18 protein-coding genes and 2 pseudogenes are annotated in these 26076 nt (G+C 68.0%); 10 read left to right on the top strand and 10 right to left on the bottom strand.

All coding sequences use genetic code 11. From position 1 onward, the window contains the following. Positions 1-210 precede the first annotated feature (210 nt). Positions 211-777, top strand: coding sequence for an SDR family NAD(P)-dependent oxidoreductase (locus tag SYNGFB01_RS15700; protein WP_235300126.1), 567 nt, complete (start codon positions 211-213; stop codon positions 775-777). 482 nt (positions 778-1259) lie between these two features. Then, positions 1260-1487, top strand: a complete 228-nt coding sequence (locus SYNGFB01_RS15015) for a hypothetical protein (protein WP_048018050.1) — start codon at positions 1260-1262, stop codon at positions 1485-1487. A gap of 88 nt (positions 1488-1575) precedes the next feature. On the opposite strand, the pseudogene SYNGFB01_RS11030 reads toward SYNGFB01_RS15015, so the two are convergent. The 4 genes and pseudogenes from SYNGFB01_RS11030 to rodA form a co-directional block, all read right to left on the bottom strand. Then, positions 1576-2918: pseudogene (locus tag SYNGFB01_RS11030) on the bottom strand (nitrate/sulfonate/bicarbonate ABC transporter ATP-binding protein). A 10-nt stretch (positions 2919-2928) separates the two neighbouring features. Then, positions 2929-4653 carry an ABC transporter permease subunit gene (locus SYNGFB01_RS11025; RefSeq protein WP_048018049.1) on the bottom strand — a complete coding sequence of 575 codons (1725 nt, stop codon included), beginning with the start codon at positions 4651-4653 and terminating at the stop codon, positions 2929-2931. A 30-nt stretch (positions 4654-4683) separates the two neighbouring features. Beyond that, positions 4684-5496 carry a DedA family protein gene (locus SYNGFB01_RS11020; protein WP_235300125.1) on the bottom strand — a complete coding sequence of 271 codons (813 nt, stop codon included), beginning with the start codon at positions 5494-5496 and terminating at the stop codon, positions 4684-4686. 5 nt (positions 5497-5501) lie between these two features. Beyond that, complete coding sequence (rodA, locus tag SYNGFB01_RS11015; RefSeq protein ID WP_048018047.1) at positions 5502-6788, bottom strand: rod shape-determining protein RodA; 1287 nt, start codon at positions 6786-6788, stop codon at positions 5502-5504. Between the two features lie 72 nt (positions 6789-6860). Between rodA and SYNGFB01_RS11010 the strand changes: the two genes are divergently transcribed. Continuing rightward, the gene (locus tag SYNGFB01_RS11010) at positions 6861-8846 is read left to right on the top strand and encodes an ABC transporter ATP-binding protein/permease (RefSeq protein WP_048018046.1); all 1986 of its coding nucleotides are present in this window, start codon (positions 6861-6863) and stop codon (positions 8844-8846) included. 6 nt (positions 8847-8852) lie between these two features. Here SYNGFB01_RS11010 and SYNGFB01_RS11005 read toward each other — a convergent pair whose 3' ends face one another. Further along, positions 8853-10031 (bottom strand): family 10 glycosylhydrolase, encoded by a 1179-nt coding sequence (locus SYNGFB01_RS11005; protein ID WP_082326005.1) that lies wholly within the window; start codon positions 10029-10031, stop codon positions 8853-8855. A 65-nt stretch (positions 10032-10096) separates the two neighbouring features. Here SYNGFB01_RS11005 and SYNGFB01_RS11000 point away from each other — a divergent pair, with 65 nt between their 5' ends. Further along, complete coding sequence (locus SYNGFB01_RS11000) at positions 10097-11785, top strand: FAD-dependent oxidoreductase (protein ID WP_053068463.1); 1689 nt, start codon at positions 10097-10099, stop codon at positions 11783-11785. 613 nt (positions 11786-12398) lie between these two features. Here SYNGFB01_RS11000 and SYNGFB01_RS10995 read toward each other — a convergent pair. Next, positions 12399-12587 carry a hypothetical protein gene (locus SYNGFB01_RS10995; RefSeq protein WP_048018045.1) on the bottom strand — a complete coding sequence of 63 codons (189 nt, stop codon included), beginning with the start codon at positions 12585-12587 and terminating at the stop codon, positions 12399-12401. A gap of 172 nt (positions 12588-12759) precedes the next feature. Here SYNGFB01_RS10995 and SYNGFB01_RS10990 point away from each other — a divergent pair, with 172 nt between their 5' ends. From SYNGFB01_RS10990 to SYNGFB01_RS10970, 5 genes are all read left to right on the top strand, one after another. Then, positions 12760-13437, top strand: coding sequence for a response regulator transcription factor (locus tag SYNGFB01_RS10990; RefSeq protein ID WP_048018044.1), 678 nt, complete (start codon positions 12760-12762; stop codon positions 13435-13437). Positions 13438-13469: 32 nt separating this feature from the next. After that, on the top strand, positions 13470-14747 hold the full coding sequence (locus tag SYNGFB01_RS10985; protein ID WP_161795891.1) for a cell wall metabolism sensor histidine kinase WalK: 1278 nt from the start codon (positions 13470-13472) through the stop codon (positions 14745-14747). Between the two features lie 80 nt (positions 14748-14827). Continuing rightward, on the top strand, positions 14828-17473 hold the full coding sequence (locus SYNGFB01_RS13415; protein WP_200900106.1) for a phosphatidylglycerol lysyltransferase domain-containing protein: 2646 nt from the start codon (positions 14828-14830) through the stop codon (positions 17471-17473). A 155-nt stretch (positions 17474-17628) separates the two neighbouring features. Further along, positions 17629-20400 (top strand): cation-transporting P-type ATPase, encoded by a 2772-nt coding sequence (locus SYNGFB01_RS10975; RefSeq protein ID WP_048018042.1) that lies wholly within the window; start codon positions 17629-17631, stop codon positions 20398-20400. Beyond that, on the top strand, positions 20393-21097 hold the full coding sequence (locus SYNGFB01_RS10970; protein ID WP_200900105.1) for a DUF1614 domain-containing protein: 705 nt from the start codon (positions 20393-20395) through the stop codon (positions 21095-21097). The genes SYNGFB01_RS10975 and SYNGFB01_RS10970 overlap by 8 nt, the downstream gene beginning before the upstream one ends. 27 nt (positions 21098-21124) lie before the next feature. Here the strand turns inward: SYNGFB01_RS10970 and SYNGFB01_RS16030 are convergent, their stop codons facing one another. The 3 genes and pseudogenes from SYNGFB01_RS16030 to SYNGFB01_RS10960 all read right to left on the bottom strand — a co-directional run bounded on the left by SYNGFB01_RS16030 (position 21125) and on the right by SYNGFB01_RS10960 (position 24669). After that, positions 21125-22120 (bottom strand): HAD-IC family P-type ATPase, encoded by a 996-nt coding sequence (locus tag SYNGFB01_RS16030; protein WP_200900104.1) that lies wholly within the window; start codon positions 22118-22120, stop codon positions 21125-21127. Beyond that, positions 22117-23667, bottom strand: a pseudogene (locus tag SYNGFB01_RS14415) (cation-translocating P-type ATPase). The gene SYNGFB01_RS16030 and the pseudogene SYNGFB01_RS14415 overlap by 4 nt, the downstream one beginning before the upstream one ends. 93 nt (positions 23668-23760) lie before the next feature. After that, positions 23761-24669, bottom strand: a complete 909-nt coding sequence (locus SYNGFB01_RS10960) for a cation diffusion facilitator family transporter (RefSeq protein ID WP_048018041.1) — start codon at positions 24667-24669, stop codon at positions 23761-23763. 252 nt (positions 24670-24921) lie between these two features. On the opposite strand from SYNGFB01_RS10960, the gene SYNGFB01_RS10955 reads away from it, so the two are divergent. Then, positions 24922-25203, top strand: a complete 282-nt coding sequence (locus SYNGFB01_RS10955) for an RNA-binding protein (protein WP_048018040.1) — start codon at positions 24922-24924, stop codon at positions 25201-25203. 117 nt (positions 25204-25320) lie between these two features. Here SYNGFB01_RS10955 and SYNGFB01_RS10950 read toward each other — a convergent pair whose 3' ends face one another. Continuing rightward, positions 25321-25986, bottom strand: a complete 666-nt coding sequence (locus SYNGFB01_RS10950) for a Fe2+-dependent dioxygenase (RefSeq protein ID WP_048018039.1) — start codon at positions 25984-25986, stop codon at positions 25321-25323. Positions 25987-26076 lie beyond the last annotated feature (90 nt).

Here is a 26076-nt window from a genome sequence, read left to right as displayed (position 1 = left end):
TGAGGGCCGAGCGGGCCAGCAGAGCGGCCCCGCCGGCCGCACCGGCACCGCCGGCCACCAGGGCGAGGAAGGAACGGCGGCCGAAACGGGGTCCGATCGCCATCCCGCCCCCTGCCGCTGGCTGAAGGCTAGCCATGGCGGGCGGCGATCCCAGCTGCCGGAAAGCTCAGCAGAATGAGCCTCGAGCGAAGCCGGAGCCGGATCTGAGCCGTGCGGCACATCCTTCTCACCGGCGGCAGTTCGGGCATCGGCTTCGAGGCCGCGGCGCTGCTGCTGCAGGCCGGTCACCGGCTCACCGTGCCCTGCCGGGATGCCGCCACGGCGGCGGCCCTGCGCCGGCGCCTGAGTGGCAGGCTGCACACCCGCATCTGTGATCTGGCCGATCTGGCCAGCGTGGAGCACTGCGCCGCGGCCCTGCTGGCTGCCGCAGAGCCGATCGACACCCTGGTGCTCAATGCCGGCCTGCAGTACAGCGGTGCCAGCGAACCCCGCTGGTCGGCGCAGGGGTTCGAGCTCACGCTGGCGGTGAACCACCTGGCCCACCAGGCCCTGCTGCAGCGGCTGCTGCCGCTGCTGCTCAGCTCGGCGGCAGCGCGGCTGGTGGTCACGGCCTCGGAGGTGCACGACCCCGGCACGCCGGGCGGGCGCGTGGGGCAGCCGCCGGCCTGGGGGACCTGGCCGGCCTGCGCCAGGGGCCCGGCGCCCCGATGCTGGATGGCCGCAGCCCCTTCAACGCCGAGAAGGCCTACAAGGACAGCAAGCTCTGCAACCTGCTGATGGCCCGGGAGGTGGAGCGGCGCCTGCGCCAGCGGGGCCGCCTCCTGCCGGTGCTGGCCTGGAGCCCCGGGCTGGTGATCCCCCGCGGCAGCGGCGGCTTCTTCCGTGACAGCCGCCGCCACAACCCGCTCGGCCAGGCGGTGTTCGGCCTGGTGGCCCGCGATCTGCTGCGCCTCAGCGAGACCCCCCGGCAGGCCGGCGCCCTGCTGGCCGGCCTGGCCAGCGATCCGATCCCGCAGGGCACGGGGTTCCAGTACTGGAGCAACCGGGTGCTGGGGCCGGGACGCTGCGCTTCGAGGTCACGCAGCCCAGTGCCGAGGCCCGCTCCGAGAGCCTGGCGNCGGGAGCTCTGGGAGCTGAGCGCCGCCCAGCTGGGCCTGGGGCCGGACAGCGGCCTGCAGGCCGCTTGATGGGTCTGCCGTGATGCGTCAGGACCAACCGGCGTGGCCAGGATGGAGAGAGGTGCTGAACGAGGCGGTTCGATGGAGGAGCGAGGCATGGATCCAGCGGCCGGCACGGGCACCCAGCAGGGCACCCCGGGTCCGGCCGGGCCGGCGAACCGCCAGAAGCTGCGCCTGACCCTGCGGGCGATGGAACAGAAGCTGCGGCAGCACTCCGCGCTCGAGGATCTCGGGCCCCTGTTCGGCCCCGAGGCTCGGGGACAGGCGAAGCTGAGCCCGAAGGGTCAGCCTGAGGGCCAGGCGTTCTGAGCAACCTTCGGAGCCCGGAAGCGGCGCGCGGGTCACCAGCCACGCCATGACATCGGCGCCGCATCAGCGAGGACACCTCCAGGTCGCTTCACGCCTCCAGGTCCGGCAGGGTCAGGAGTCCCTGGGCAGCGTCGTACTCGAACAGCTCGGCGTAGCGGCCCCAGTCCACCGCCGTGGCCAGCTGACGTTCGGCCTCTTCGGTCGGGAAGTAGTCGTCCCAGATGCCGAGGAAGAAATCGGATCGCATGCTGCCGTCGGCCTTCTCCTGCAGGGTGTGCACGATGCTGCTCATCACCGGGATGCAGGCGAGGGCCTGCCGGCGGAACAGCTCCTGCTGCGCAGGATCGTGGTCGTGGCGAAATCCCGGCCGATCGGGGTGAGCCGCACCTCGCCGTCAGCCACCGCGGCGAACCCCAGCAGCACGGCTGCATCCAGCAGCGGCAGCAGGTCGTCCACCTCCAGCTGCAGCCGCTCCGCCAGCAGAGGGATGTCGCGCAATCCGTCACCCTGGTCCTGCATCAGTTCCAGCAGGCCACTGATGCCGCCCACCCGCACGTGGGGCAATGGTCGCGAGAAGGGGGAGACGCTGGTGCGGACCGACGGGGCTGCGGCTGGGGGGTGGATCTCGGAGGCCTCCGGTGGGAACTCCAGCGCACCCGTCACCGGGATGTCCGGATGGGTCATCACGCGGTAGATGTGGTCCACCACTGCCTTGAAACGCGGGTGGTGGCGGTCGTGCGGGCGCCGCAGGTTGATCGAGAGCTCACCGCGGATGCGGCCCGGATTGGCGCCGAGGATCACCACCCGGTCGGCGAGGAACACCGCCTCCTCGATGTTGTGGGTCACGATCAGGATGCTGCGGGAGGGGAACGACCCGACATTCCAGAGGTCGTCGATCTCTCCCCTGAGGTTCTCGGCGGTGAGCACATCCAGGGCGCTGAAGGGCTCATCCATGAAGAGCACCTCCGGTTCGAGCACGAAGGCCCGGGCGAAGCCCACCCGCTGCTTCATGCCGCCCGAGAGTTCTCGGGGATAGGCGTTCTCGAAGCCGTCGAGCCCCACGATGTCGATGGCCCGGAGTGCCCGCTCGCGGCGCTCGGACCTGGGCAGATGGCGGGCTGCCAGGCCCAGTTCGACATTCTGTTGGACGGTGAGCCAAGGCAGCAGGGCGAAGCTCTGGAACACCATCGCCACGCTGCCGGTGCTGCCGCGCAGGGGCTGGCCATGGCTGAGCACCCGCCCCTGGCTGGGCCGGATCAGGCCAGCCATGATCCGCAGCAGCGTGCTCTTGCCGCTGCCGCTGCGGCCCAGCAGCGCCACCACTTCGCCGGCGACCACCGAGAGGCTCACATCGCTCAGCACGGTGAACTCTCCCTTGCCGTCAGGCAAGGGGAACCCCTTGGAGACACTCTCGACGCTGATCAGTGACATGCCGGCGGCTTCAGAGGTGGTAGCGACGCTCGGCAAGGGCGTAGAGGCGGCGCCAGACGAGGCGGTTGAACCCGACCACGAACAGGCTCATCAGACCGATGCCGAGCACGATGCGCGGCCAGTCGCCCTCGTGCGTGGCCTGGGCGATGTAGGCCCCGATCCCGTCGGCACGGAGGGTGGTGTCGCCCCAGCTCACCACCTCCGCCAGGATGCTGGCGTTCCAGGCACCGCCGCTGGCCGTGACCCCACCGGTCACCCAGGCCGAGAAGATCCCGGGAAGGATCAGCCTGCGCCAGCGCTCCAGGCCGCGCAGACCCACCGAATCGGCCATCTCCCGGAGGTCGGAGGGGATCGTCTGGGCCCCGGCGATCGTGTTGAAAAGGATGTACCACTGCGCCCCGAGAGCCATCAGCAGGATCGAACCCCAGCCGATCGGAACGTGAGCGCGCAGGAAGAGCAGGGTGGCGAAGGGGAACACGAAGTTCGCAGGGAAGGAAGCCAGAAACTGCACCAGCGGTTGGAGCAGCCGGGCCAGGCGCGGTTGGAAACCGATGGCCACACCGATCGGCGTCCAGATCAGCGTGGCAGCCACGAGCAGGAGCACCACACGGCCGAGGGTGTGCAGAGCCATCCGCAAGGCGCTCACAAGCTCGCCGGGCACCACGGCGACCAGGATGAAGTGCAGGAGAACCATCAGAAGCAGCCCCACCGCCGCCAGCAGGGCAACATCGAAGAGCCGGTCGGGCCCGGGGGCCTCAGGCTCGACCGGGCTCCCGCTGACACGGCCCAGCAGCACCGAAAGCAGGCGGTCGAACCAATCGCTCGCCGGCGCCAGTATCTCGGCCAGGAGCGCGGGGATGCGGGCGCTGCGCAGCACGCCACCGACCCAGGAGCCCGACACATCCCCAGCGCCGCTCTGCTCGATTCGGAAGCGGTGGGACCAGGCCACCAGCGGCCGCCAGAACAGCTGATCCACCAGCACGATCACAACGGCCATGGTTACGACCGCCCAGGCCAGTGCCCGCGGTTCGCGTGCCGCCACAGCGGCGGCCACGTAGGACCCGATGCCCGGCAGCGTGTAGGTCTGGTTGAGCACGCTGATCGATTCGCTGGCCGCCAGGAAGAACCAGCCGCCACCGAAACTCATCATGGCGTTCCACAGCAGCGGGATCGCCGCGGAGGGCAGTTCGAGGCGCGTGAAGCGCTGCCAGCGCGACAGGCGATAGAGGCTGGCGGCCTCGGCCAGCTCCTTCGGAACCGTGCGCAGCGACTGGTAGAAGCAGAACGTCATGTTCCAGACCTGGCTGGTGAAGATCGCGAAGATCGACGCCGCCTCCAGGCCCAGCAGGCTGCCGGGAAACAGAGCGATGAAGCCGGTCACGGTGATCGAGAGGAAGCCGAGCACCGGCACCGACTGCAGGATGTCGAGCAGGGGGATCATCACCCGCTCGGCGCGGCGGTTGTGGGCCGCCAGCGAGCCGTAGACGAGCGTGAACAGGGTGGAGCATCCCAGCGCGATGAACATGCGCAGGGTGGAGCGTGCTGCGTACTCCGGCAGGTTGCGCGGATCCAGGGACACCGTCGGGGTGATCTGCGGCGGCTGGAAGCGCACCATCGCCTCGGATCCCAGGTGGGCGATCAGGCCGAGCGCGGCCAGCACCGCCAGGATCACCAGCAGATCCGGCAGACCGAAGCCGCCGCGCCGGAGAGCTTCGGGCTGGGGCAGAAGCTTCATGCCACTCTCCGCTGCGCAGGCTGCGGAACGCTAGGAATGCGAGGAGGCGTTGCCTGCCCGGCGACTGGTCCAGAACAACACCAGCAGCAGCAGCACCAGGGCACATCCGATGAAAGCGCTGAGCGGACTCAGCAGTTCGTGCACACGACCCCAGTGCTCACCCAGCATCAGACCCGCCACCGTGAGGGCGCTGTTCCAGATCAGACTTCCAAGCGAGGTCCAGAGCAGAAACGGGCGCCAGGGCATCATCTCGATCCCGGCCGGAATCGAGATCAGGGTTCGAAGAATCGGCACCAATCGTCCCCAGAACACCACCAGCGCGCCATAGCGATTGAACCAGCGGCGCGACTTCTTCAGCTTTGCTGAGGTGATGCCCAACCAGGCGCCGTGGGTGTTGAGCAGATGTTCGAGATGTTCTTCATTCACCAACCTGCCGATCGCATACCAGGNCAAGGTGCCCAGGATGGTGCCGATCGTGCCTGCCAGAATCGTGGGGATGAGCTGCAACTGACCCTTGAAGACCAGATAGCCTGCCAGCGGCATGATGGCTTCCGATGGAATGAACTGCAGGAAGTTCTCGACAAGCATCGCCAGCATGATGCCGCCATATCCACCATGGGAGACGAGGGTTTCGATCGTCTGGAACAGAACCGCCAGCACGCCGGCATGGTTATCACCAACTGACATCAAGGAGGCCCTTCCCGGTGATTGGTTCACGATGCAGTCTACCGGGAGATTCGCCTCCAGACTGACTTGCCGGAATTGTGTCGAAAAGGGTCGGCCGCACGAATTGACGAACAGCGCGTTCGATTCCGATGCCATACCATAGGAAACCTCCGACACTGATCTCAGCGCGCCTGGCGGAGCCGGCCGCGGCGGGCCACCGAGGCGCACAGGCCCAGAGCGGCGCAGTTCACGAGCATCGCTGAGCGGCCATAGCTCATCCAGGGCAGGGGAATCCCTGTGACGGGCCCCAGACCCGTGGTCATGCAGATGTTGACGATCACCTGGAACATCAACATCGCAGCGATGCCGATCACCACCAGCGATTCGAAATCGCTGCGGGCGCGTCCCGCGATCTGCAGCAACCGATGGAGCAGCAGCACGTAGCCCACGATCAGCAGAACGGAGCCCAGGAAGCCGGTTTCCTCGCCCAGGGCACTGAAGATGAAATCGGTGTGCTGCTCAGGAATGAAGTGCAGCATGGTGAGGTGTCCCTGCATCAGCCCGGTGCCCAGAAGGCCGCCTGAGCCGATGCCGATCTGACTCTGGATCAGGTGGTAACCGCCACCGAGCGGATCCTGGGATGGGTCCAGGAACAGCACCAGCCGCTGGCGCTGATAGTCCTTGAGGCCATGCATCCACAGATAGGGGGTGATCAGGGCGAACAGCGCCTGCAGCGCAAGAACCCCAGCGCTGGCGAACCGCTTCCAGGGCAAGGAGCGCCAGCCCAGCCAGGCGACCAGTGGCAGCCAGGCCACCAGAGCCCACGGCAGCGCGCCGGCCAGGATCGCGGTGAGCAGGGGTGAGAGCAGCAGCGTCACCCAGGCGCCCGGCATCCCGGCCCAGTACAACATCACCAGCCAGATGGCCCCGAACACGAGCGAGGTGCCCAGGTCGGGCTGGATGAACACCAGCACCCAGGGCAGGCCGATCAGGGCCGTGGGCCGCAGCAGATTGACCGGCCTCTCCACCGGGAAACGGGCCAGGATCCCGGCCAGCAGCAGGATCGCGGCCAGCTTGGCGAACTCCGATGGCTGCACATGGAAGCCGGCGATGTTGATCCAACGCTGGGCACCAAGTGCCGATGTGCCCACGACGCGCACGGCCATCAGGCTGATCACGGTGAGGCCATACAGCGGCAGGAGCCAGGGCCGCAGCTGATCCAGAGGAATGCGGGCCAGCAGCAGAGCCAGCCCCAGCCCCAGCGCGGCCGTGATCCAGTGGTCGTACCAGTCGGCATAGTGCGCCTGGCGCTGGGTGCTGGCGATCAGGATCCCGGCCACCGCCGTGATGGCGAGGGGCACACCCCAGAGCACCTTGTCGACCTTGGTCAGCCAGCTCCGCCGCTGGGGAACGCCGCCCCTGACGAAGAGGCGCCTGCCGCGCGTCGAGCTCCAGTCCGATAACGCCATGCCATGGGGAAACCTGGGGATCGGCCCGGTACGGTCCAGCCTGACGGCAGCGGTCCTGGATCGATGCGGGATATGCAATCTGTCCGGCGAGCAGCAAGCGTTCGGCAAGAGCCACCAGCNTTCGGCACCTTTCTCGGCGAATGGCAGAAGCTGATCGGCGCTTTCCTGCTCGGCGATCTGTCCCGATGGCGGAGCGGCGCACTGCTGGGCTGCACGGTCCTGGCGGCCCTGGCCAGCTCCGGGCTGGTGATCGGCGGAGCGGCGCACCTGCTGCTGGCGCTGCTCGGGAAAGCCCGCCTGGCGATGGCCTTCCCCTACCTGGATGGAGCACTGGCGCTCTGGCATCTGCCCGGTCAACCCTGGCTCGCCCTCGGCCTGATCGGCCTGGGTGGGGGTGCAGGGGTGGCGCTGCTGCCGGCCCACCTGCCGCTGGCCCAGCGTCGGCGCTGGTGGGCGCTTCTGGCCCTGTTCACCCTGCTCGTGGTGGGCACCGCCGTGGACGTGGCCTTCACCGAGGGCAATGGAGCCGTGATGGAGGCCCTCAATGCCCGCAGCGCACCGCGCTTCTGGGCATCGGCCATGGGGCTGGGCGCCATCTATCTGCTCACCCTGCCGCTGCAATACCTGAACGGCTACGGCCAGCAGTGCCTGGCGCTGGTGTGGCGCGCTTCGGCCACCACCGCCCTGCAGCGCCGCTATCTGCGCCGCCACGCCTATGACCGGCTGGAGCGACAGGCCTCGGGAAGGCAGGGAGGTCCGATCGACAACCCCGACCAGCGGATCGCCGATGACGTGAACCGGATGGTGTTCAGCTCCACCGACCTGCTGTTCGGCTTCTGCGCCACCCTGCTGTCACTGGCCGCCTACGTGCTGGTGCTGGTTGGCATCAGCGCCTGGCTGGTGTTGGCGCTCGCCATCGCCACCCTGATCGGCAACGTGTCGATCGCCGGCCTGGTGCGCCAGCTCAGCGGTCTGAGCGTGCGCCAGCAGGGTCTGGAGGCCGACTACCGCTTTGCGCTGATGCATCTGCGCAGCCATGCCGAGGGGGTGGCGATGCTGCGGGGCGAGCGGGCCGTGGCCCTGGGTCTGCTGCTGCGCCTCGGGCGGCTGCTGCGCAATCTCGAGCGGGTGATCCGCTGGCGCGAGCTGGTGACGCAGAGCAGCGGGCTCTACGCCTTCGTGATGCAGTTCGTGCCCTATCTGATCCTGTCCTCGGCCTACTTCAGCGGTCATCTGGGACTGGGCCAGCTCACCGTGGGCAGCATTGCCTTCGGGCAGGTGCAGATCGCTCTGTCGTTCCTGATCGACCGCGCCGATGCCTTCTCCGGCCTGTTCGCCAGCCTTCACCGTGTGAGCGAGTTGCAGCGCTCCTGCCCGGCGGATGGATCGATGGCGCCGTCGCCTGCCCTGCCCATGGCCCCGACCCTCGCCGTGATCGATGCGCTGAGCGTGGGGCATCCCCAGGGCCGCGGCCTGCTGATCGAACGGCTCTCCCTGTCGATCCCTGCCGGCGAGCGGCTGCTGATCAGCGGACCGAGCGGCTGCGGCAAGACCACCCTGCTGCGAGTCGTGGCCGGCCTGGTGGATCCCGCGGCAGGGAGCGTGAGTCTGCCGCGGCCCCGGGACTGGATGCTGCTGCCGCAACAGCCCTACCTGCCCCTGGGGAGCCTGCGCCAGCAGCTCACCTTCCCCCGGCACACGGCGGGGGTGAGCGATCCGCGCCTGCGTGAGGTGCTGGCCGGGGTGGGGCTGGAGCACCTGGCGGAACGCTATCCCAGCTTCGATAGCGAGGACGACTGGGCCCGGGTGCTCTCCGGCGGGGAGCAGCAGCGCCTGTCGATCGCGCGGCTGCTCCTGCATCGGCCCCGGCTGGTGATGCTCGATGAGGCCACCAGCGCCACCGATCTCGCCAGCGAGAGCCGCCTGTATGGATTGATGCTGGAGCAGGGTTTCACCCTGATCAGCGTGGGACATCGGCCAAGCCTGCTGGCGTTCCACCGCCGGGAGCTTCGTCTCGATGGCCGCGGTGGCTGGGCGCTGGAGCCGATCGTTGCCTGAGCCGCTTCAAGGGGTGGCCGGGAAGTGTGGACGGGCTGTTTCGTAGAAGAAGAGATCGATGCCGGTGAAGCCGAAACTGTGGGCCAGGTCCAGTTCCTGCTGCAGGGAAGCGGGATCCTTGGGCTGGTTCCTGAGCCCCGCCAGCAGGCCGATGCGCAGCGGCACCCTGGCCCGCGCCGCCTCCAGGCTCGGATCAGCCAGCTCAGCCGCCACACCGCGGCGGTCCCAGCGGTAGATCTGCACCACCACCTCGTCCACCAGATCCCTGGCGACCCAGTCCGACCAGTCGGCCAGATAGCTCCGATAGGAGAATGCCTGGGGGTTGGGCGCGACCGAGAGCTTCACGCCGGGACATTCACGGGCCATGGCCGTGCGGATCCTCTCCAGCAGATCGGTCACGCTGCGCGATCGCCAGGCCAGCCAGGCCGGTGCCTGGGGATCGGGGGTCGGATCGGCGGCTCCCGCGTCAGTCGCACGCCAGCGGCGCAGCGTGGCCGCGTCATAGCCGAAGTCGGAGGGATAACCGAGGTGATCGTCGAACTGGATCGCATCCAGCGGCAGCCGCCGACAGGCATCCACCACCAGAGCGGTCAGGAGATCCTGCACCTCAGCCAGCGCCGGATTGAGCCAGACGCGCTCGAGGCCCGGGCTCTCGGTCCAGGTGGTGCCGCCGTCGCGGCGGGCCAGCAGCAGGTGCTCCCGGCCCTGAAGCCAGGTCACTCCCGCCGGGGCCATCAGCCCGAACTCGAACCAGCCGATGGTCCGCAGTCCCCGGCTGCGAAGCTGCGTCAGCAGGGGCGCGACGGACCCCCCGGCGATACGCGGATCGAGGGGAACGGCCATGGGGTTCCGCCACGGCTCCACCGGCCAGGTGGTGGAGCCGCCTGTGAGCAGTGGCACCGCGACGCGGCCGATGCCATTGCTGCTGAGAAAGCGCAGGGCTCGCTCGGCCTCCGCCGGATCGGTCAGCACGGCGCTGTCCACGGTGGTGAACCAGACACCGAGGTGATCCGGCGGGATCCGGGCAATCGCGGGCGTGGTGAATCCAAGGCCCACACCCGTTGCCGCCAGGAGGGATGCCAGCCACCGCCATCGGCGGCGATGCTGTGGCGGGCGGAGAATCCCCGGCTCCACGCCCCCGAAGACCGGCGTCGCTCCCCACCTCACGCCTGCGGGCTTGCCCATCGACTGATGCTCTACCCACCGCGCCGGATGCCAGCTTCGCCCACCCGGACAGCCACGGCGCGCTGATGCGGAGGAGAGCCGCGCTGCAGCCGCTCAGCTTGGGGCTGGCCCTGGTGATGGCGCTGCCGGCACCAACGCCAGCCCTGGCCGCCCCGGGCACGGCACGGTTAGGGCCCTGCCGCGAGCGGGGCGAACGGCACTTCGACGTGATCGTGGTGGGAGATGAGCCTGCCGGTGTGATGACCGCGCTGGAGCTGCGGCGCCGGTTGCCGCCCCTGGCCGGCCGCCGCCATCCCCGCGTGGCTCTGCTCACCGAGGCCGACACCAGCCGCGCCCTGGGCGGCACCATCGCCCGCGGCGGGCTGGCCTATCTCGATCGCAACCAGGTGCCCCCCGACCTCTGGGGCCTGCTGCCTCCGCTGGCTCCCTCCTCGGAGCTGTACAGGCGCTTTCTGCGGCTCACGGGTGTGAAGTGGATCGCGGTGGACCCGGTGGTCGCCTCCCGCGCCTTTGGGGAGGCCCTGAAGCATGCGGGCATCCCGGTCCTGCCGCGGGCGGCGATCCGGGCGGCGCGCCTGGAGGGACGCCGCCTCTGCACGGTGGAGAGCGGTGCGCACGGTCTGCTGGGAGCCGATCTGTTCGTGGACGCCAGCCTCGGCGCCGTGCTGGCCCATGCCGCCGGGGTGCCGTTCCGGCCGGGGCTCGCTCCCCCCGCCAACCTGTCGCGGGAAAGCCTCGCCCTGGGCTGGATCTTCGAGGTGCAGGGGCTCACGGTGGTGGACCTGCAGCAGCTGGAGATCAGCCTCACCCACCGACTGCTCGATCCCCATGACACCGAAGCTCGCCGCTGGCTGCGTCTGTGGCCGGAGTACCGGCTCGATCGCCGTCGCCTGCGCAACGACCTGCTGGATCCCTCCGGCCGGGCACGGGTCTGCCTGTCCTCCACCCCCGACAGCTGCGACCAGCGGAGTCCGGCGCTCGCCATCGCCTTTCATGGGCAGGAGCATCAGGCCCCCGGCCTGCGGCGCGGGTCGGCCCGCCTCGATGCCGCCAACGTCGCCGTGTTGCCCGGCCGACTCAGCTTCAATGCCCTGCTGCTGCGCAACGATGCGGAGCAGAACCGGACTGTGCTGGCCGGCGGCAATCGTCCGCTGGCCTGGATGCAACCCACCGCCAGGGAGGTGGAGCGGTTCTTCCGCCGCAACGGTGCCACGGCGGTGCGCTGGATGCCGGAGCTGTACGTGCGGAACGCCGATCAGATCGCCCACCCGGTGGAGGCGCTCAGTGCACGGCGCATGGCGGCGGGCGGTGTGTCCCGGCAGGATGCGCTCGGGACCTTCACCTACTTCCTCGACATCCGCGGCGGACTGGCCGAGACGATCCCCCCGATCAAGCCGACGTTCAACTTCGGCTACCGGCACACTCTTCCCCGCGAGATCGACAACCTCGCCGTGCTGGGACCTGCAGGCGGCTTCGAAGGACTGGGTGTGGGGNCCGGACGCATCATCGAACTGAACATCTCCGTGGGGCAGGGCCTGGCGATCGCCTCCTCGCTCGCCCTGGCGCAGAACCTGGCGCTGGCGGCGGTGAACCCACGGGAGGTGGCGGCGTTGATGCCCCCCGGCTACCGGCCCTACGGCCGGCCGGCGCGGGCAACACCGCTCGATCTCATCCTCGGCCGGGTTCTGTACGTGCTCGACCCCTGGATCAACAGAGGCGAGGGCTTCTTCTGGAGGCCCGCGGCGGGGCGCTGATCCGATCAGCGTGGCTCCATCGAACGGATCGCCTGTACGACGGAGGCAGGGCCTTGCCCACCTCTCACCCGGAATTGCCCGGTTTCATCTCGAAATCCTCTCGATTTCTTGTCACAGCGGCGGGATCGTCAAAACGCGCCAACCGGGCGTACACAACCATGCAAGCCATGAAATCACTTCTCGCCGGAGCCGCTCTGATCTCGGTATTGGCAGGCGGAGCCGCCTTTGCAGGATCCACCACCACAAACTCTGGGGNCACCACCACAAAGCCTGCAACCCAGACCCATCCATCGCCCCGANTACGTCTATCACAAAGAGCATGGCCTTCTGGGCAAGGTGAGCTATCAGTGCTTTGACACGCTGATGAACAAGAAGGTCAAGAAGGAACTCTGCGTGAGCACAGGAGCGAAGAAGCCCAGCTAGTCAAGAAGCGGCGGTTCGATTGCGAGCCATCGTCGATCGGGCAGGCCACAATGCCAGTGTTATGAGTCGGCGCAATCAAGCCAGACTGCTCGGGGAGGGCAATCATGCCTTCCCCTTTGTGCTGCGATGAGGTGTCAGTCTCGAGGCGGCTTCGTGGTGTTACGCAACAGCCGGATTGGCCTTGGGATTGCTATACATCCTGGCATTCCTCCGCCAGTGCGGTGAACAGCTGGGCGAGCACACCGCAGGCTTTCGGCGACAGCACGCTGCCGGATTCATGATTGACGAACACAAGCAGGGCGCAGATATCAGCCAGGCAATGGGCCTCATCCGCATCCAGAACAAGCAGACGCTGTTTTTGAAACTGACTGATGCGCATACCCCGTGGCAGTGACGTCGAGATCAGTTCTGCTCCGCCGTGGAGAAGAAGTCGGCAAGGCCGCGGCACCGCCTGCTGACCCCTGACATGCGGCTCTTGCCGATCCCTTGTCAGCGGTGACTGCAGGATGGAGGTCGGCCCGCACCCAGCCTCACCATCCCCACCCCTGCCCATGCGCATCCTGCTGGCTGAGGACGATGCCCGACTGGCCACGCCGCTGCGGGATTTCCTCAGCCGCGAACAGCACGCCGTGACCTGGGTGGGTGATGGGGTCATGGCCCTGGCGGAACTGCTCAAAGGGCACTACGACCTGGCGCTGCTCGACTGGATGCTGCCCGGGAAGGATGGTCTGGCCATCGTTGCGGAGCTGCGGCGGCGCCAGCGGCACACGCTGGTGCTGATGCTCACGGCGCGCGACAGCCTCGACGACGTGGTCGCCGGCCTCGGAGCCGGCGCCGACGACTATCTCGTGAAGCCCTTCAGAATGGGGGAACTCTCAGCGCGGATCCGCTCCCTCGAGCGCCGCGCCGACCGCCCCTATGAACGCCAGGTGCTGGTGTGGGGTCCGCTCCGCCTGGAGGTGGAGAGCGGTCAGACCCTGGTGGAAGAGGAACTGTTGCCGCTCACCAGCAAGGAGCGGCAGCTGCTGGAGTGGTTCCTGCGCCATCCAGGCCGCCTCGCTCAGCGCCCCTATCTGCTGGATCAGCTCTGGTCGATCGATGCCGACGCCGGGGAGGAGACCGTGAAGACCCACCTCAACAATCTCCGCCGGAAGCTGCGGGCCGCCGGCTGCCCCGATCCGATCGAAACCGTGCACGGGCAGGGCTATCGGCTGCTGCCATCGCCATGATCGGCCGTTGGAGTCGGTCATCGGTGGTGCCCATGGCAGGGCCTGCCCCTACGGTGCGTCGCCAGCGGTTCGAACTGCTGGGCCTCTATATGACAGCGCTGGCCGGCGTGCTGCTGGTCTTCACGGTGGTGGTGCGCGAGGGCTTCAGAAGGATCGCCCTCGATGATCTGCGCAGCCAGCTCACGCTGATCGGCGAGGACCTCTCCTCCCTGCCCCTGCCCCAGCCCGGCAGCGAGCACGAGCTGCAGGCCAGCCACAAGGACTTCGCCACGGCCCACCAGCAGGTGGAGTGGTTCAGGGGCGATGACCGCCACGCAGCGGCCNGGCTGGGGGAAGTGCTCACGCTCGGGCCGCTGCCCCCCATGAAGAGCGGCGAGCGCGATATCTGGCAGAACGAACCCGGCAGCATCGCCCTCGTGCGTCCGGCCGATGCTGCCGGGCTTGACGAGCAGGGGCACCCGCGCATGTGGCAGCGCATCAGCCAGGGACTGGAACCCCTGGAGAACCGCATGCGCCAGCTGGATCTGGCGATGGGTGTGGCGATCACCCTGGCGCTTGGACTGAGCGGCATCTCAGCGAGCCTGCTGGCCAGGCGGGTGGTGAAACCGCTCGAGCGCAGCCTGCGCCGACTGCGGGAATTCGAGCTGGATGCCTCCCACGAGCTGCGTGGTCCGCTGGCGGCGATGGCGGCCAACGCCGAGATGGGATTGCTGGAGTGCCGCCCCGACGATCATGCCCAGCGGAAACGCTTCGAGGCGATCGCCAGCGCCACCGATGAAATGCAGCGTCTGGTGGAGGATCTGTTGATGCTGGCCAGACAGGAGGATGCGGCTCGGGAGCCTCGCCAGCCTCTTGACCTCGGCCAGCTGGTCGAGCACCAGCTGGCCCTCTACGGGGATGCCCTGGCCCTGAGCCGCCAGCGACTGGAACCGGCCATGGAGGCGGGGGTGATCGTGCAGGGCCAGCCGAATCTGCTGCGCCAGCTGGTGCGGAATCTTCTCGACAATGCGCACCGCTACAGCCCCGAGGGAGCGGTGATCCGGGTGAGCGTCAGCCGGAGCGCACGGCTGGCTCGCCTCGAGGTGCGGGATCAGGGAGCTGGGATTCCCCGTGAGCAGCTGCCGCGGGTGTTCGACCGCTTCTGGCGGGCCAGCCCCGACCGCGCTGACGGCGGCAGTGGCTTGGGCCTCGCCATCGCCGCCCGCATCTGCCGCGCCCACGGCGGCGCCATCAGGGTTTCAAGTGCACCGGGCTGCGGCAGCCGCTTCCTGGTGGACCTGCCCCTGGCGGTGGCGCCGGGCTGGCCCTGATTCACGGCTGGGGCAGCATCGGGATCGGGACGGCTTCCCCCTCGGGGCAGCCCACTGCAACCAGACTCACCGCGACAGGCGTGGAGGACACAGTGCCGGGACGAGCTGCGCGCATCGGGGTGGGGGCCATCGCGCTCCTGACCGCATGGCTGGGGCTGCTGGAGCTCGGGTCGGTGGTGGCGCCGGTGCTGCCGGAGCGGTTGCAGTGGCCGGCAGTGCTGCTGCCGGTCGGATGGCGTCACGGCAGCCGCCTGTTCACGGCCGTGAGCGCCTTCTTCTTCTTCCAGCTGGCGGCGAACCTGCTGCGGCGCAAATGGCTGGCCTGGTTGGTCACGCTGATCCTGCTGGCTCTGTCACTGCTGAATCAGCTGCTGAGTGGAAGGGTTGGGGGGAACACGCTGCTGGCTTGCGGCCTGATCGGCCTGCTGCTCGCCATGCGATCCAGCTTCACCGCTCGCTCGGACAGGCCNTCGCTGCTTCAGGGATGCCGTGTTGCCCTGGCGGCCCTGCTCTTCATCCTGGTGTATGGAACTCTGGGCTTCTTTCTGCTCGATCGGCACTACGCGGTGAGCTTCAGCCTGCCCGGGGCTGCGCTGCAGACCCTCTCCATGTTTCTCACGCTGAACGAGGGCGGGCTGGAGCCGGTCACGGGCTACGGCCGCTTCTTCGCCGACTCGATCGACATCGTCGGTGCCATCACCCTGGTGTATGCCGCGGTGATGCTCTTCCGGCCGGTGATCTTCCGCGATGAGGCCAGCGATCAGGATCGCCGTCACGCTCGCACCCTGGTGGAGCGACACGGCCGCTCGTCCCTGGCGAGGATCGCCCTGTTGCCGGACAAATGGTTCTGGTTCAGCCCTTCAGGTGAGAGCGTGATCGCCTACACCGTCCGCGGCAGGGGGGCGGTGGCGCTGGGTGATCCGATCGGGCCCCGGTCCGATCTGCGTGACGCACTGCAGGGATTCCTCGCGTTCTGCGAGCGCAATGACTGGGTTCCTGCGTTCTATCAGGTGCTGCCGGAGTCTCTGAGCCAGTATGAAAGCCTGGGCTGGCATGCTCTCAAGATCGGGGAGGAGGGCGTGGTCTCCCTGAGCGGCTTCACGCTGAAGGGGAAGGCCGGCCGGGATCTGCGACCGTCGGTCAACAAGCTCACCAGCCTGGGATATCGGGTGGTGCTCGAGTCCCCACCCATTCGAGCTGAATTATTGAACCAACTGCGTGGCATCAGTGATGAATGGTTGCGTCATCTTCAGGCCACGGAGAAGCGGTTCTCGGTGGGCTGGTTCGATGAAAGCTATCTGCGCGAATGTGAGATTGCCGTGCTGGAAGACAGAAACCATACTGCCGTTGCCTTTGCCAACCTCGTGCCTGAATACCGGAAGAACGAGATCACCATCGACCTGATGCGACAGCGCACCGGAGTGGAGCATGGAACCATGGATTTCCTGTTTGTCTCCCTGCTGGAGGAGTGCCGCACTCGTGGCTATGAAAGCTTCAATCTCGGCCTCGCCGCTCTCTCCGGGGTTGGCGATGACAGCAAGGGGAGCAGCATCGAGGAGGTGATCGATTACCTCTATCACCATCTCAACAGAATCTATCACTTTCAGGGCCTGCGGGCTTACAAGGAGAAATTTCAGCCTCATTGGCAGAGCCGGTATCTTGTCTACCGTCGGTTGGCTGATCTGCCGGAAATCGTGCTTGCCCTGGTGCGAGCCGACACCAACGATCACCTCGTCGATCTCGTCGGTGCCCGCTTCCTCAGCACGGCACTCCAACGGCTTCTGCACCGCCTGCAGCGGCTGGCGCCGCTTCTGCTAAGCCTTGCCCTGTTCGTTCTGGCCGCCTGGGCGCTGAACAGTCAGCTGCGTGGGATCAGCCTCAACGATGTCATCGCCAGCGTTGGACGCATCCCCATCTGGGGCCTGGTGGCTGCGGTGATTCTCACAGCCGTGAATTATCTCTTCCTGACGGCATACGATGCTCTGGCAGTGCGCTATGTCGGAGTCGCTGTTCCCTACCGACGAGCTGCATTGGTGGCCGTGATCAGTTACGCGATCAGCAACAGCATCGGCATGGCCCTGCTCAGCGGCGGTTCGATCCGGCTGCGCTTCTATTCCCTCTGGGGTCTGGGAGCAGGCACGATCGCCCGGATCATCGCCTTCTGCAATCTCAGCTTCTGGGTCGGACTGCTGGCGGTGGGCGGGATCGTGTTCAGTCTCGAGCCCCTTGCCGTGCCTCCGCTGCTGCGGCTTCCGGTGCGCACGGCCCATCCGATCGGCTTGCTCTTTCTCCTGCTTGTGGGTCTGTACCTCGTGGGAACAGCCCTCCAGCGGGGATCGCTCCGTCTGGGCAGGTGGGAGTTGCCGCGCCTGCCGCTGTCTCTCTCGCTGGCCCAGATCGGCATCACGTCCTGTGACTGGACGCTGGCGGCGGGGGTTCTCTACTGCCTGCTGCTGCCGGCAGCTCAGCTGCCCTTCCCGGTGTTTCTGGGCTCCTATCTCCTGGCACAGATGGCCGGGATTCTCAGCAACGTGCCAGGCGGACTGGGGGTGTTCGAAAGCGTGCTGCTGCTCCTGCTGGGGTCCGTCACCAGTCCCGAGAGGTTGGTCGGGGCTCTGCTCGTCTACCGGCTCATCTACTACCTGGCGCCACTGCTGGTCGGCGTGGGACTGCTGATCAGCTTCGAGTTCAACCGAGGCCGGCGGGCTGATCCACTCTCCCCTTAGGCGTGCTGGTCCGTCAGCCAGGCGACCGGAGGGCCGCTGCGGGCGGCAGGCCGAGATCATGATCGAATCGGCCCGCCACCCACCCCTGAGAGGGCCCCGGATGCGACCGGCACCGGGATTCCAGCCAGCATGGAGCCGACGCCTGTCGGAGGACGATGCAGCTTTCTGCCGCCAGGCCGATCTGGTCGATCAGCATCGAAGAGGCCTATGCAGCCCTGCAGAGCAGTCCAGAGGGCCTGAACACCTCCGAGGCCCTCCGCAGGCTGGAGCGCTGGGGTCCCAACAGCCTGCCGCCCCTGCGTCGCCGGTCACTGCTGCTTCGCTTCACCGACCAGCTCTTCCACTTCCTCGCCTTGCTGCTGTGGGTCGCGGGGGCACTGGCATTCATCGCCCACTCCGCCCCCCTGGGGTGGGCGATCTGGGCGGTGATCCTGATCAACGCCCTGTTCTCCTTCTGGCAGGAATTCAAGGCGGAACGCACCCTGCAGGCCCTCGCGGGCAGCCTTCCGCCGCGCGTGAAGGTCTGGCGAGACGGCCAGCCCGTGGACCTCACCGCCGATCAGCTGGTGAGCGGCGATCGCGTGATGCTTGAGGAAGGTGACCGGGTGCNGGCCGACTGCCGGGTGATCGAGTCCAACCTGCTGTACCTGGATCTCTCCGTACTCACTGGCGAATCCCTGCCGGTAGCACGCTCCAGCGAGCCTCAGCCCCAACCGGACATCCCCACCCGTGAGCGCGCCAACCTTCTGCTTGCGGGTGCCACGGTGGCCTCCGGCCGAGGCGAAGGCCTGGTCTACGCCACCGGCAGCGAAACCGAGTTTGGCCAGGTGGCGCATCTGACCGCCACGACCGAGCGTGGCGCGAGCAGCCTCGAGATCCAGATCCAGCGCATCGTGCGCACAATCACGGCGATCGCCCTCTCCACCGGCCTGCTCACCTTCGCGGTCAGCGTCCTGTTCGAGGGAATGAGCGTTCAGGAGAGCATGGTCTATGCGGTGGGGATCCTGGTGGGGTTCGTGCCAGAGGGACTGCTGCCCCAGGTGACCCTCACCCTGGCGCTCAACGTGCAGCGGATGGCCCGGCGCAATGCCCTGGTGCGACGCCTCTCGGCTGTGGAGGCGCTCGGTTCGGTCAGCGTGATCTGCAGCGACAAGACCGGCACGATCACCTGCAACCGCATGGCGGTGGAAAGCACCTGGCTGGCCCATCCTTCCCCGGCGCTCGAGAGGCTGATCCTGCTGGGAGCCAGTCTCTGCTCCAACGCCCGGCTCAACCATGGCCCCAGCGACGCCGAACCCTGGCGGGCCAGCGGTGATCCAACCGAGACGGCGATCCTGCTGGCCGCCGCCGCCGCCGGGGTCATCCATGGGGAGGAACAGCAGTGGCTGCCGCGCTGCCGCGAGATCCCCTTCGATTCGCACCGTCGGCGGATGACGGTGGTGATCGAGGCCAGCGAGGCGATGGAGGCCGTCGCCCTGCCGGCGGGAGGGAAGTTGGTCATCACCAAGGGGGCACCCATCGAGGTGATGCACCTCTGCACCGGACAGGTGGGTCCCTCGGGCCCCGAGGCCCTGACCCCTCAGGCCCGGCAGGCTGCGCTGGCCGCCAACGACGCCCTCGCGGCACAGGGTTACCGGGTGATCGCCGTGGCGGTGCGCCCCGGTGGCGCCGGTCTGCTCACGGCACAGCCGGAACAGCTGGAGGCCGACCTGCTGCTGCTCGGTCTGATCGGCCTGTACGACCCTCCACGCCCCGAGGTTTCCGAGGCGATTCGTCAATGCCGCCAGGCCGGCATCAAGGTCACGATGGTGACCGGGGACTACGGGCTGACCGCCCAGGCCATCGCCAGACAGATCGGCCTGCTCGATCTTCCGGCCGGGAACAGCCACTCCAGTGCCGATCCGGTGCGGGTGATCGAAGGTTCCACCCTGGCCCAGATCAGCGACGTGCACCTGCGGAGGCTGCTCAAGTACCGCACCCGGCTGGTGTTCGCTCGCATGGCACCGGAGCAGAAGCTGCGCCTGGTGCAGGCCTACCGCCAGCTGGGCGAGGTGGTGGTCGTCACCGGCGACGGGGTGAACGACGCCCCGGCCCTGCGGGCGGCGGACGTGGGGGTGGCGATGGGCAGAATCGGCACCGATGTGNCGCGCGAGGCCGCCGACATCGTCCTGCTGGATGACAACTTCGCCTCGATCGTCGAGGCGATCCGTTATGGCCGCGGCGTTGTGGCCAACATCCGCAAGTTCATCACCTACATCCTGGTCGCCAACCTCTCGGAGGCCATGCCGTTCCTGGCGATGGTGGCCCTCCGCATCCCCGCCGCCCTCACGGTGATGCAGATCCTCGCCATCGACCTCGGCACCGACGTGCTGCCAGCCCTGGGACTCGGCGCGGAACTGCCTGAGGCGGGACTGATGCACCACCCGCCGCGTTCTCCCCAGATTCCGCTCATGGACGGCCCGCTGCTGCGCAGGGCTTACCTGTTCCTCGGGCTGATCGAGGCTTCTCTGGCGATGCTCGCCTATCTGCTCGTGTGGCGCACGGCGGGAGTCAGCCTGCCGGAGCTGCAGTCCCTGGCCCCACAGCTCCTCCACCACGAGGCTCCCGCTGCTGTTCAGACCCTCCAGGTCAGGGCCTCGAGCGTGGCCTTCACGGTGATCGTGCTCGGCCAGGTGGGTGTGCTGCTGGCGTGCCGCAGCGAACAGCGCCCGGCCTGGGTGATGCTCCGCCAGCCCAACGGTCTGCTCTGGCTGGGTGTGGTCATCGAACTCCTCCTGACTGCGAGTCTGGTGCTGGTTCCGTCACTGGGGAGCATCGTTGCGATGGCGCCATTCCCCGTGACCGCCCTGGCGTGGATGGCACTGGCCCCTCTGGTGCTCATCCTGGCGGATGCAGCGCGCAAGGCCATCGCCACGCAGCGTGCCTGAAGAGAGGCTCAACGTGCGACCGTCGGCGCCCCACTACCTCCCCTGGAGCCTGGTCTTCGCCGGACTCCTGGCGGTCCTGCTCCTGATCCCGCTGCTGCTGGTCGAGCTGCACGTGGTGGCCTTCGCCTATGAGCGGCTCGGGCTGGATCACCGCACGGCACTGGCACTGCTGCTGGCCTCGCTCGCCGGCAGTGCGGTGAACCTTCCGATCGCCCGCCTCCCGGCGGGCCGTCTCCTCTCCGACCGCATCGTGGTGGTGCACGGCGTGCCCTACGTGATCCCCGTGGTCAAGCCAAGGGCAGCAACGATCCTCGCCGTGAACCTCGGGGNTGCCGTGATCCCCACACTCCTCTCGGCCTACCTGGTCCTGGTGGTGGGGCATGGGCTGCGGCTCCTTGCCGTGACCGGCCTGGTGGCTGTCGTCACCCATCTGTTCTCACGGCCCGTGCCAGGTGTGGGCATCGTGGTGCCCATCGGGATTCCCCCGCTGGTCGCGGTGGCGGCAGCCCTGCTTCTGGCTCCGGACGTGCGGGCGGCGGCGGCGTATGTGGGCGGCACCATGGGAACCCTCATCGGTGCNGACCTGATGAACCTGGGCCGGCTGCGCGGCATCGGAGCTCCAGTGGCTTCGATCGGCGGAGCTGGCACCTTCGACGGGATCTTCGTGACCGGCATCGTCGCCGTCCTGCTGGCCTGAGGCCCCCGGAGGCCTGGCAAGGACGGATCAGCCCTGCCGCAGGCGGCCGTAGAAGAGGCGCTTGGCCGCCTCGGCGGTGAGCACATAGGCGAGCAGGATCAAACCCAGCGGCAGCAGGAACCAGCCGGGCAGAGGCGCGAAGCCGAACAGACGGCCCAGGGCGGTGAAGGGCAGCAGCAGCGTCGCCAGGATCGTGCCGATGGTGGCGAGCACGAGCGGGCGGGAGGGTCGACCGGCGAGCAGCGGCCCGCGGGTGCGCACCACCAGCACGATGAGGCTGGCGGAGATCACCGATTCCAGGAACCAGCCGCTGCGGAACTCGGCAGGGCCCGCATGGAGGCCGAGCAGCAGCAAAACGAAGGTCGCAGCATCGAACAGGGAGCTCACGAATCTGAAGGTGAGCATGAAGTTGCGAATGAATCGGATGTCCCAGCGGCGGGGCCGCTCCACCCAGTCGCGGTCCACCCGGTCGGTGGCGATCGTCATCTCCGGCAGGTCGGTGAGCAGATTGGTGAGCAGGATCTGCTTGGGCAGCAGCGGCAGGAAGGGGAGGAACAGCGAGGCCCCCGCCATGCTGAACATGTTGCCGAAGTTGGCGCTGGTGGCGATGAACACGTACTTCAGCGTGTTGGCGAAGGTGCGCCGCCCTTCGCGGATGCCATCCACCAGCACCTCCAGATCCCGAGCCAGCAGCACCAGGTCGGCGGCCTCGCGCGCCACGTCGGCGGCTCCCTGCACCGAGAGGCCCACATCGGCCGCGTGCAGGGCAGGGCCATCATTGATGCCGTCGCCGAGGTAGCCCACCACGTCGCCGCCGCGTCGCAGGGCCCGGATGATCCGCTCCTTCTGATTCGGTTCCACCTCGNCGAAGATGTCGGTGGAACGGGCCCGCACGGTCAGGGCGTCCTCTGCGCAGGCGTCGACCTCCGCACCGGTGAGCAGCGCGGAGCCATCGAGGCCGACCTCCCCGCCGAAGCGGGCGGCGACCAGGGCGTTGTCGCCCGTGATCATCTTCAGCTTCACCCCCAGGTCGGCCAGGNNGNCNNGGNNCNNNAAGGGTGCGGCCGATGTCGGGCTTNGAGCGGATCAGCCAGCACGAGCAGCCCGAGGAAGCGAAGCCCTCGCTCGAGATCCGCTCCGATGGACAGGCCGGGATCCAGCGGCCGGCAGGCCACCCCGAGGGTGCGCAGACCCCGGGCGCTGTGGTCCGCGTAGAGCCGCTCGATCGCCTCCCGCACCGCGGCGATCGGCACCGGCCCCTCCGGGAGCAGCGCCTCGTCGCAGCAGTCGAGCACGGATCTGAGGGCACCCTTGGTGACGAGCAGCGCGCCGCTGTCGCCCTCGGCCAGGATCGAGAGGCGCTTGCGCCGGAAGTCGTAGGGGATCTCGCCGCCCTTGCGCCAGCGGCCCGGATCGAAACTCCAGGCCTGGCGGATCGCCGCGTCGATGGGATTGGGAAAACCGGCCTGCAGGGAGGCATTCAGCCAGGCATGGAAGGCCACGTCGCGGCTCGGCCGACCCTGCGGATCGATCGCCGCCACCACCTTCACCACCCCTTCGGTGAGGGTGCCCGTCTTGTCGGAACAGAGCACGGTCATGCTGCCGAAGTCCTCGATCGAGGACAGCCGTTTCACGATCACCTGGCGTTCGGCCATCCGGCGCGCTCCCCGGGCGAGATTCACCGCGATCACCGCCGGCAGCAGCTGGGGGGTGAGGCCCACCGCCAGTGCCAGGGCAAACATGAAGGAATCGAAGAACGGCCGTTGGAGATAGATGTTGAAGGCAAAGATGAACAGCACCAGCAACATCGTGAGCTCCAGCAGCAGATCGCCGAAGCGGCGCACCCCCTGCTCGAATTCCGAGGGCCCGCTGCGCTGCTGCAGATGCTCGGCGATGGCCCCCATCTCGGTGGCCTTTCCCGTGTGCACCACCACGGCGGTGGCCCTGCCGCTCACCACGTGGGTGCCGAGATAGAGCACGTTGGCGCGGCTGGCCATCGGCGTGGCGCCGGGCAGCAGCGCCTCCCGCTTCTCCACCGGTGTGCTCTCGCCGGTGATCGCCGCCTGATCCACCGCCAGGGACTCGGCCTCGAGCACGCGGCAGTCGGCGGGGATGCTGCTGCCGGCCACCAGCAACACGATGTCGCCGGGCACCAGTTCGGCGGCGGGAACCATGATCTCCTCCCCCCCGCGACGCACCCGGCATCGGGCTTCCACCTTCTGGAGAAGCGCCTGCACCGCGATGGCGGCACCCCGCTCCTGCCAGAAGCCGAGCAGTCCGCTCACGAACACGATCAACAGGATGATCCCGCCGTCGATGGGGTCGTGCAGCAGAAACGAAAGCGTGGAGGCCACGATCAGCAGAAGCACGATCGGGCTGGTGTACTGCCGCACCAGCAGCGCCAACGCCTGGAGCCGATCCCGGCCATGCCGTCGATCAGGCGGCGCCAGGGCCAGTCTCCGGCTGGCCTCCGGCTCCGACAGCCCGCCCTCGCCGCTGTCGAGAGCGGCCAGCAACTCCTCCGGCTCGACGGCCCAGAACGGGGCGGGGAGCGTTCCGGATCGGGTCATGGGGCCGGAGCCCGGTGCCCCATCCTGGAGCCGATGATCCGGCCAGGCAACGATTCCCGCGGCGGCGCGAAGGGGGTTCGGGCCGCGGCCCGCTCAGCCCTGCTCCCAGCGGAAGCCNTCATCCTCCCAGGCGACGGGGTCCTCGATCGGCTCCAGATGGGTGAACACATGGCTGCGGGGCAGCAGCGCGGCGATGTCCCGTTCCAGTTGCTCGCAGAGATCGTGGCCTCGCTGCACGCTCCAGCAGCCGGGCACCAGCACATGCAGGCTCACGAAGCGACGGGATCCCGCCACGCGAGTGCGCAGAGCGTGGAAGGCGATGCCATCACCGGCCCTCGCGGACAGAAGCGCTTCCAGCTGTCCCTGCTCCTGCTCCGGCAGGGAGCGGTCCAGCAGACCGGTCGCCGTCTCGCGCAGCAGAGACCAGCCCGTGAACACGATGTTGAGCCCCACAGCGATGGCGATCAACGGGTCCAGCACGTTCCAGCCGGTGAGACGGACCAGCCCCACACCCGCCACCACGCCGATCGAGGTCCACACATCCGTGAGCAGGTGATGGGCATCGGCCCTGAGGGTGATCGAGTGGAAGCGGCGGGCGGCGCGCAGCAGCACCGCCGCCACCAGCCCGTTGAGGGCCGTGGCCACGAGCGAGAGGGCCAGGCCCAGGCCGATCTGCTCGAGCGGCTGAGGGTTCTGCAGGCGCCCGAGGGCGGCCTGGATGATCACAAGGGCGGCCAGCACGATCAGACCGCTCTCCAGACCACTGGAGAAGTACTCGGCCTTGAAATGCCCGTAGTGGTGGCTCCGGTCCGGCGGTTTGGCCGCCAGGGTCAGGGCCCAGAAGGCCGCCAGGGCCGCCACCAGATTGACGGCGGACTCGAGTGCATCGGAGAGCAGGCCCACCGAACCGGTGAGCCGCCAGGCCGCGGCCTTGAGCACGATGGTGGCCACCGCAGCTGCCACCGAGAGCAGGGTGTACGAACGGGGTGAGTCGAAGACCACGCGTTGGCGACCTCAGGGCCAGGGCATACGGCGGCAGCGGCACGGCCCGCCGACCAGCATCGGGCGTCCCTCCAGCAGTCTGCTGGCCAGNCGCCGGACCGTCCACAGACATGGTGTAGGGTTGAAACGATTCAACGATCACTCTTCAGCGGGTTTCTTCCCCGAGCGGCGAGTTCCACAGGATTTCACCTCAAGGCCGGCAACTTTCTTCAGGNCTTTCGACGAATCGGCTTCATACCATCTGTTCATTGCATGACCATCTACGTAGGGAACCTCTCCTTCGACGCCGAAGTGGAGGACCTCCAGCATCTCTTCGCTGAGTACGGCTCAGTGAAGAAGTGCACCCTTCCGCTCGACCGCGAAACCGGTCGCAAGCGTGGTTTCGCCTTCGTCGACATGGCGAGCACCACCGAGGAAACCAAGGCCATCGACGATCTTCAGGACGTGGAGTGGATGGGCCGCAACATCCGCGTCAACAAGGCCGAACCGCGTGGCGGTGGCGGCAATGGCGGCGGTGGTGGTCAGCGCTGGTAACTCCGGCCCGCTGCTGCCCGCGAGCCGACCAGGCTCAGGCATCGTCCACTCCCACAGCCGCCCGTACGGGCGGCTTTCTTGTGACCGGCAGCGGCCGCTCTGGCCTAGGCGGCAGCCTCAACCATCCCAGCGGCGCAGCAGGTTGCTGTAGCAGCGGCTGATCAGATCGAAGATCTCGTCCTTGCCGCTGCGCTCGAACAGGGCACGGCGGGCGGTGTCGAGTTCGAACAGCAGCTCGCGCTGATCGGCATGGCGGATGCGGCTCTCGATCCAGCCCACCGCCACCAGACGCTCCCCGGCCGTGACCGGCTCCACCCGATGCAGCAGGGTGCTGGGGTACACCAGCGCCTGCCCCGCCGGCAGCCGGAAACACTCCTCGCCGCCGGGCGACTCCAGCACCAGCTCCCCGCCTGCGTAGGCGGCGCAGTCGCTGAGGAACACCGTGAAGGAGAGATCGGAGCGGCCCCCGGCCATCCAGGCGTTGTCCACGTGCCGCCCGTAGCCCTGCCCCACGCCGCTGCGGCTGAACAGGATGCCGTGGATGCGGCCGGGGAATGCCCCCGCCTGGATCAGGGGATGGCGGAGCAGCTGATCCCGCAGCTCAGCGGCGAGATGCTGGTGAAGCGTGCTGCGGCGATCGAGCTGGCGGTTGCTCTTCACGTCGCGGGCGTGCCAGCCGGCCGTTTCCGCCCCGGGTCGCCAGGCCTCGGCGGCCGCCTCCAACTGCTCGACCATGGCCTCGGTCTGCTGAGGGGAAAGCAGGGGCTGGATCAGAAAGCGCATCGACTGTGACGGATGAAACAGCGACCGGTCAGGTTCGGTCGCCAGAGGGGAGAGCGCTCCTGCAGGATCGAGGCAACCCCATGCGCCTCC

It is taken from the genome of Synechococcus sp. GFB01 (assembly GCF_001039265.1).
In the GTDB taxonomy this organism is placed as follows: domain Bacteria; phylum Cyanobacteriota; class Cyanobacteriia; order PCC-6307; family Cyanobiaceae; genus NIES-981.
Note: the sequence above shows the minus strand (reverse complement) of the source record. Positions and strands in the feature narration are given on the sequence as shown.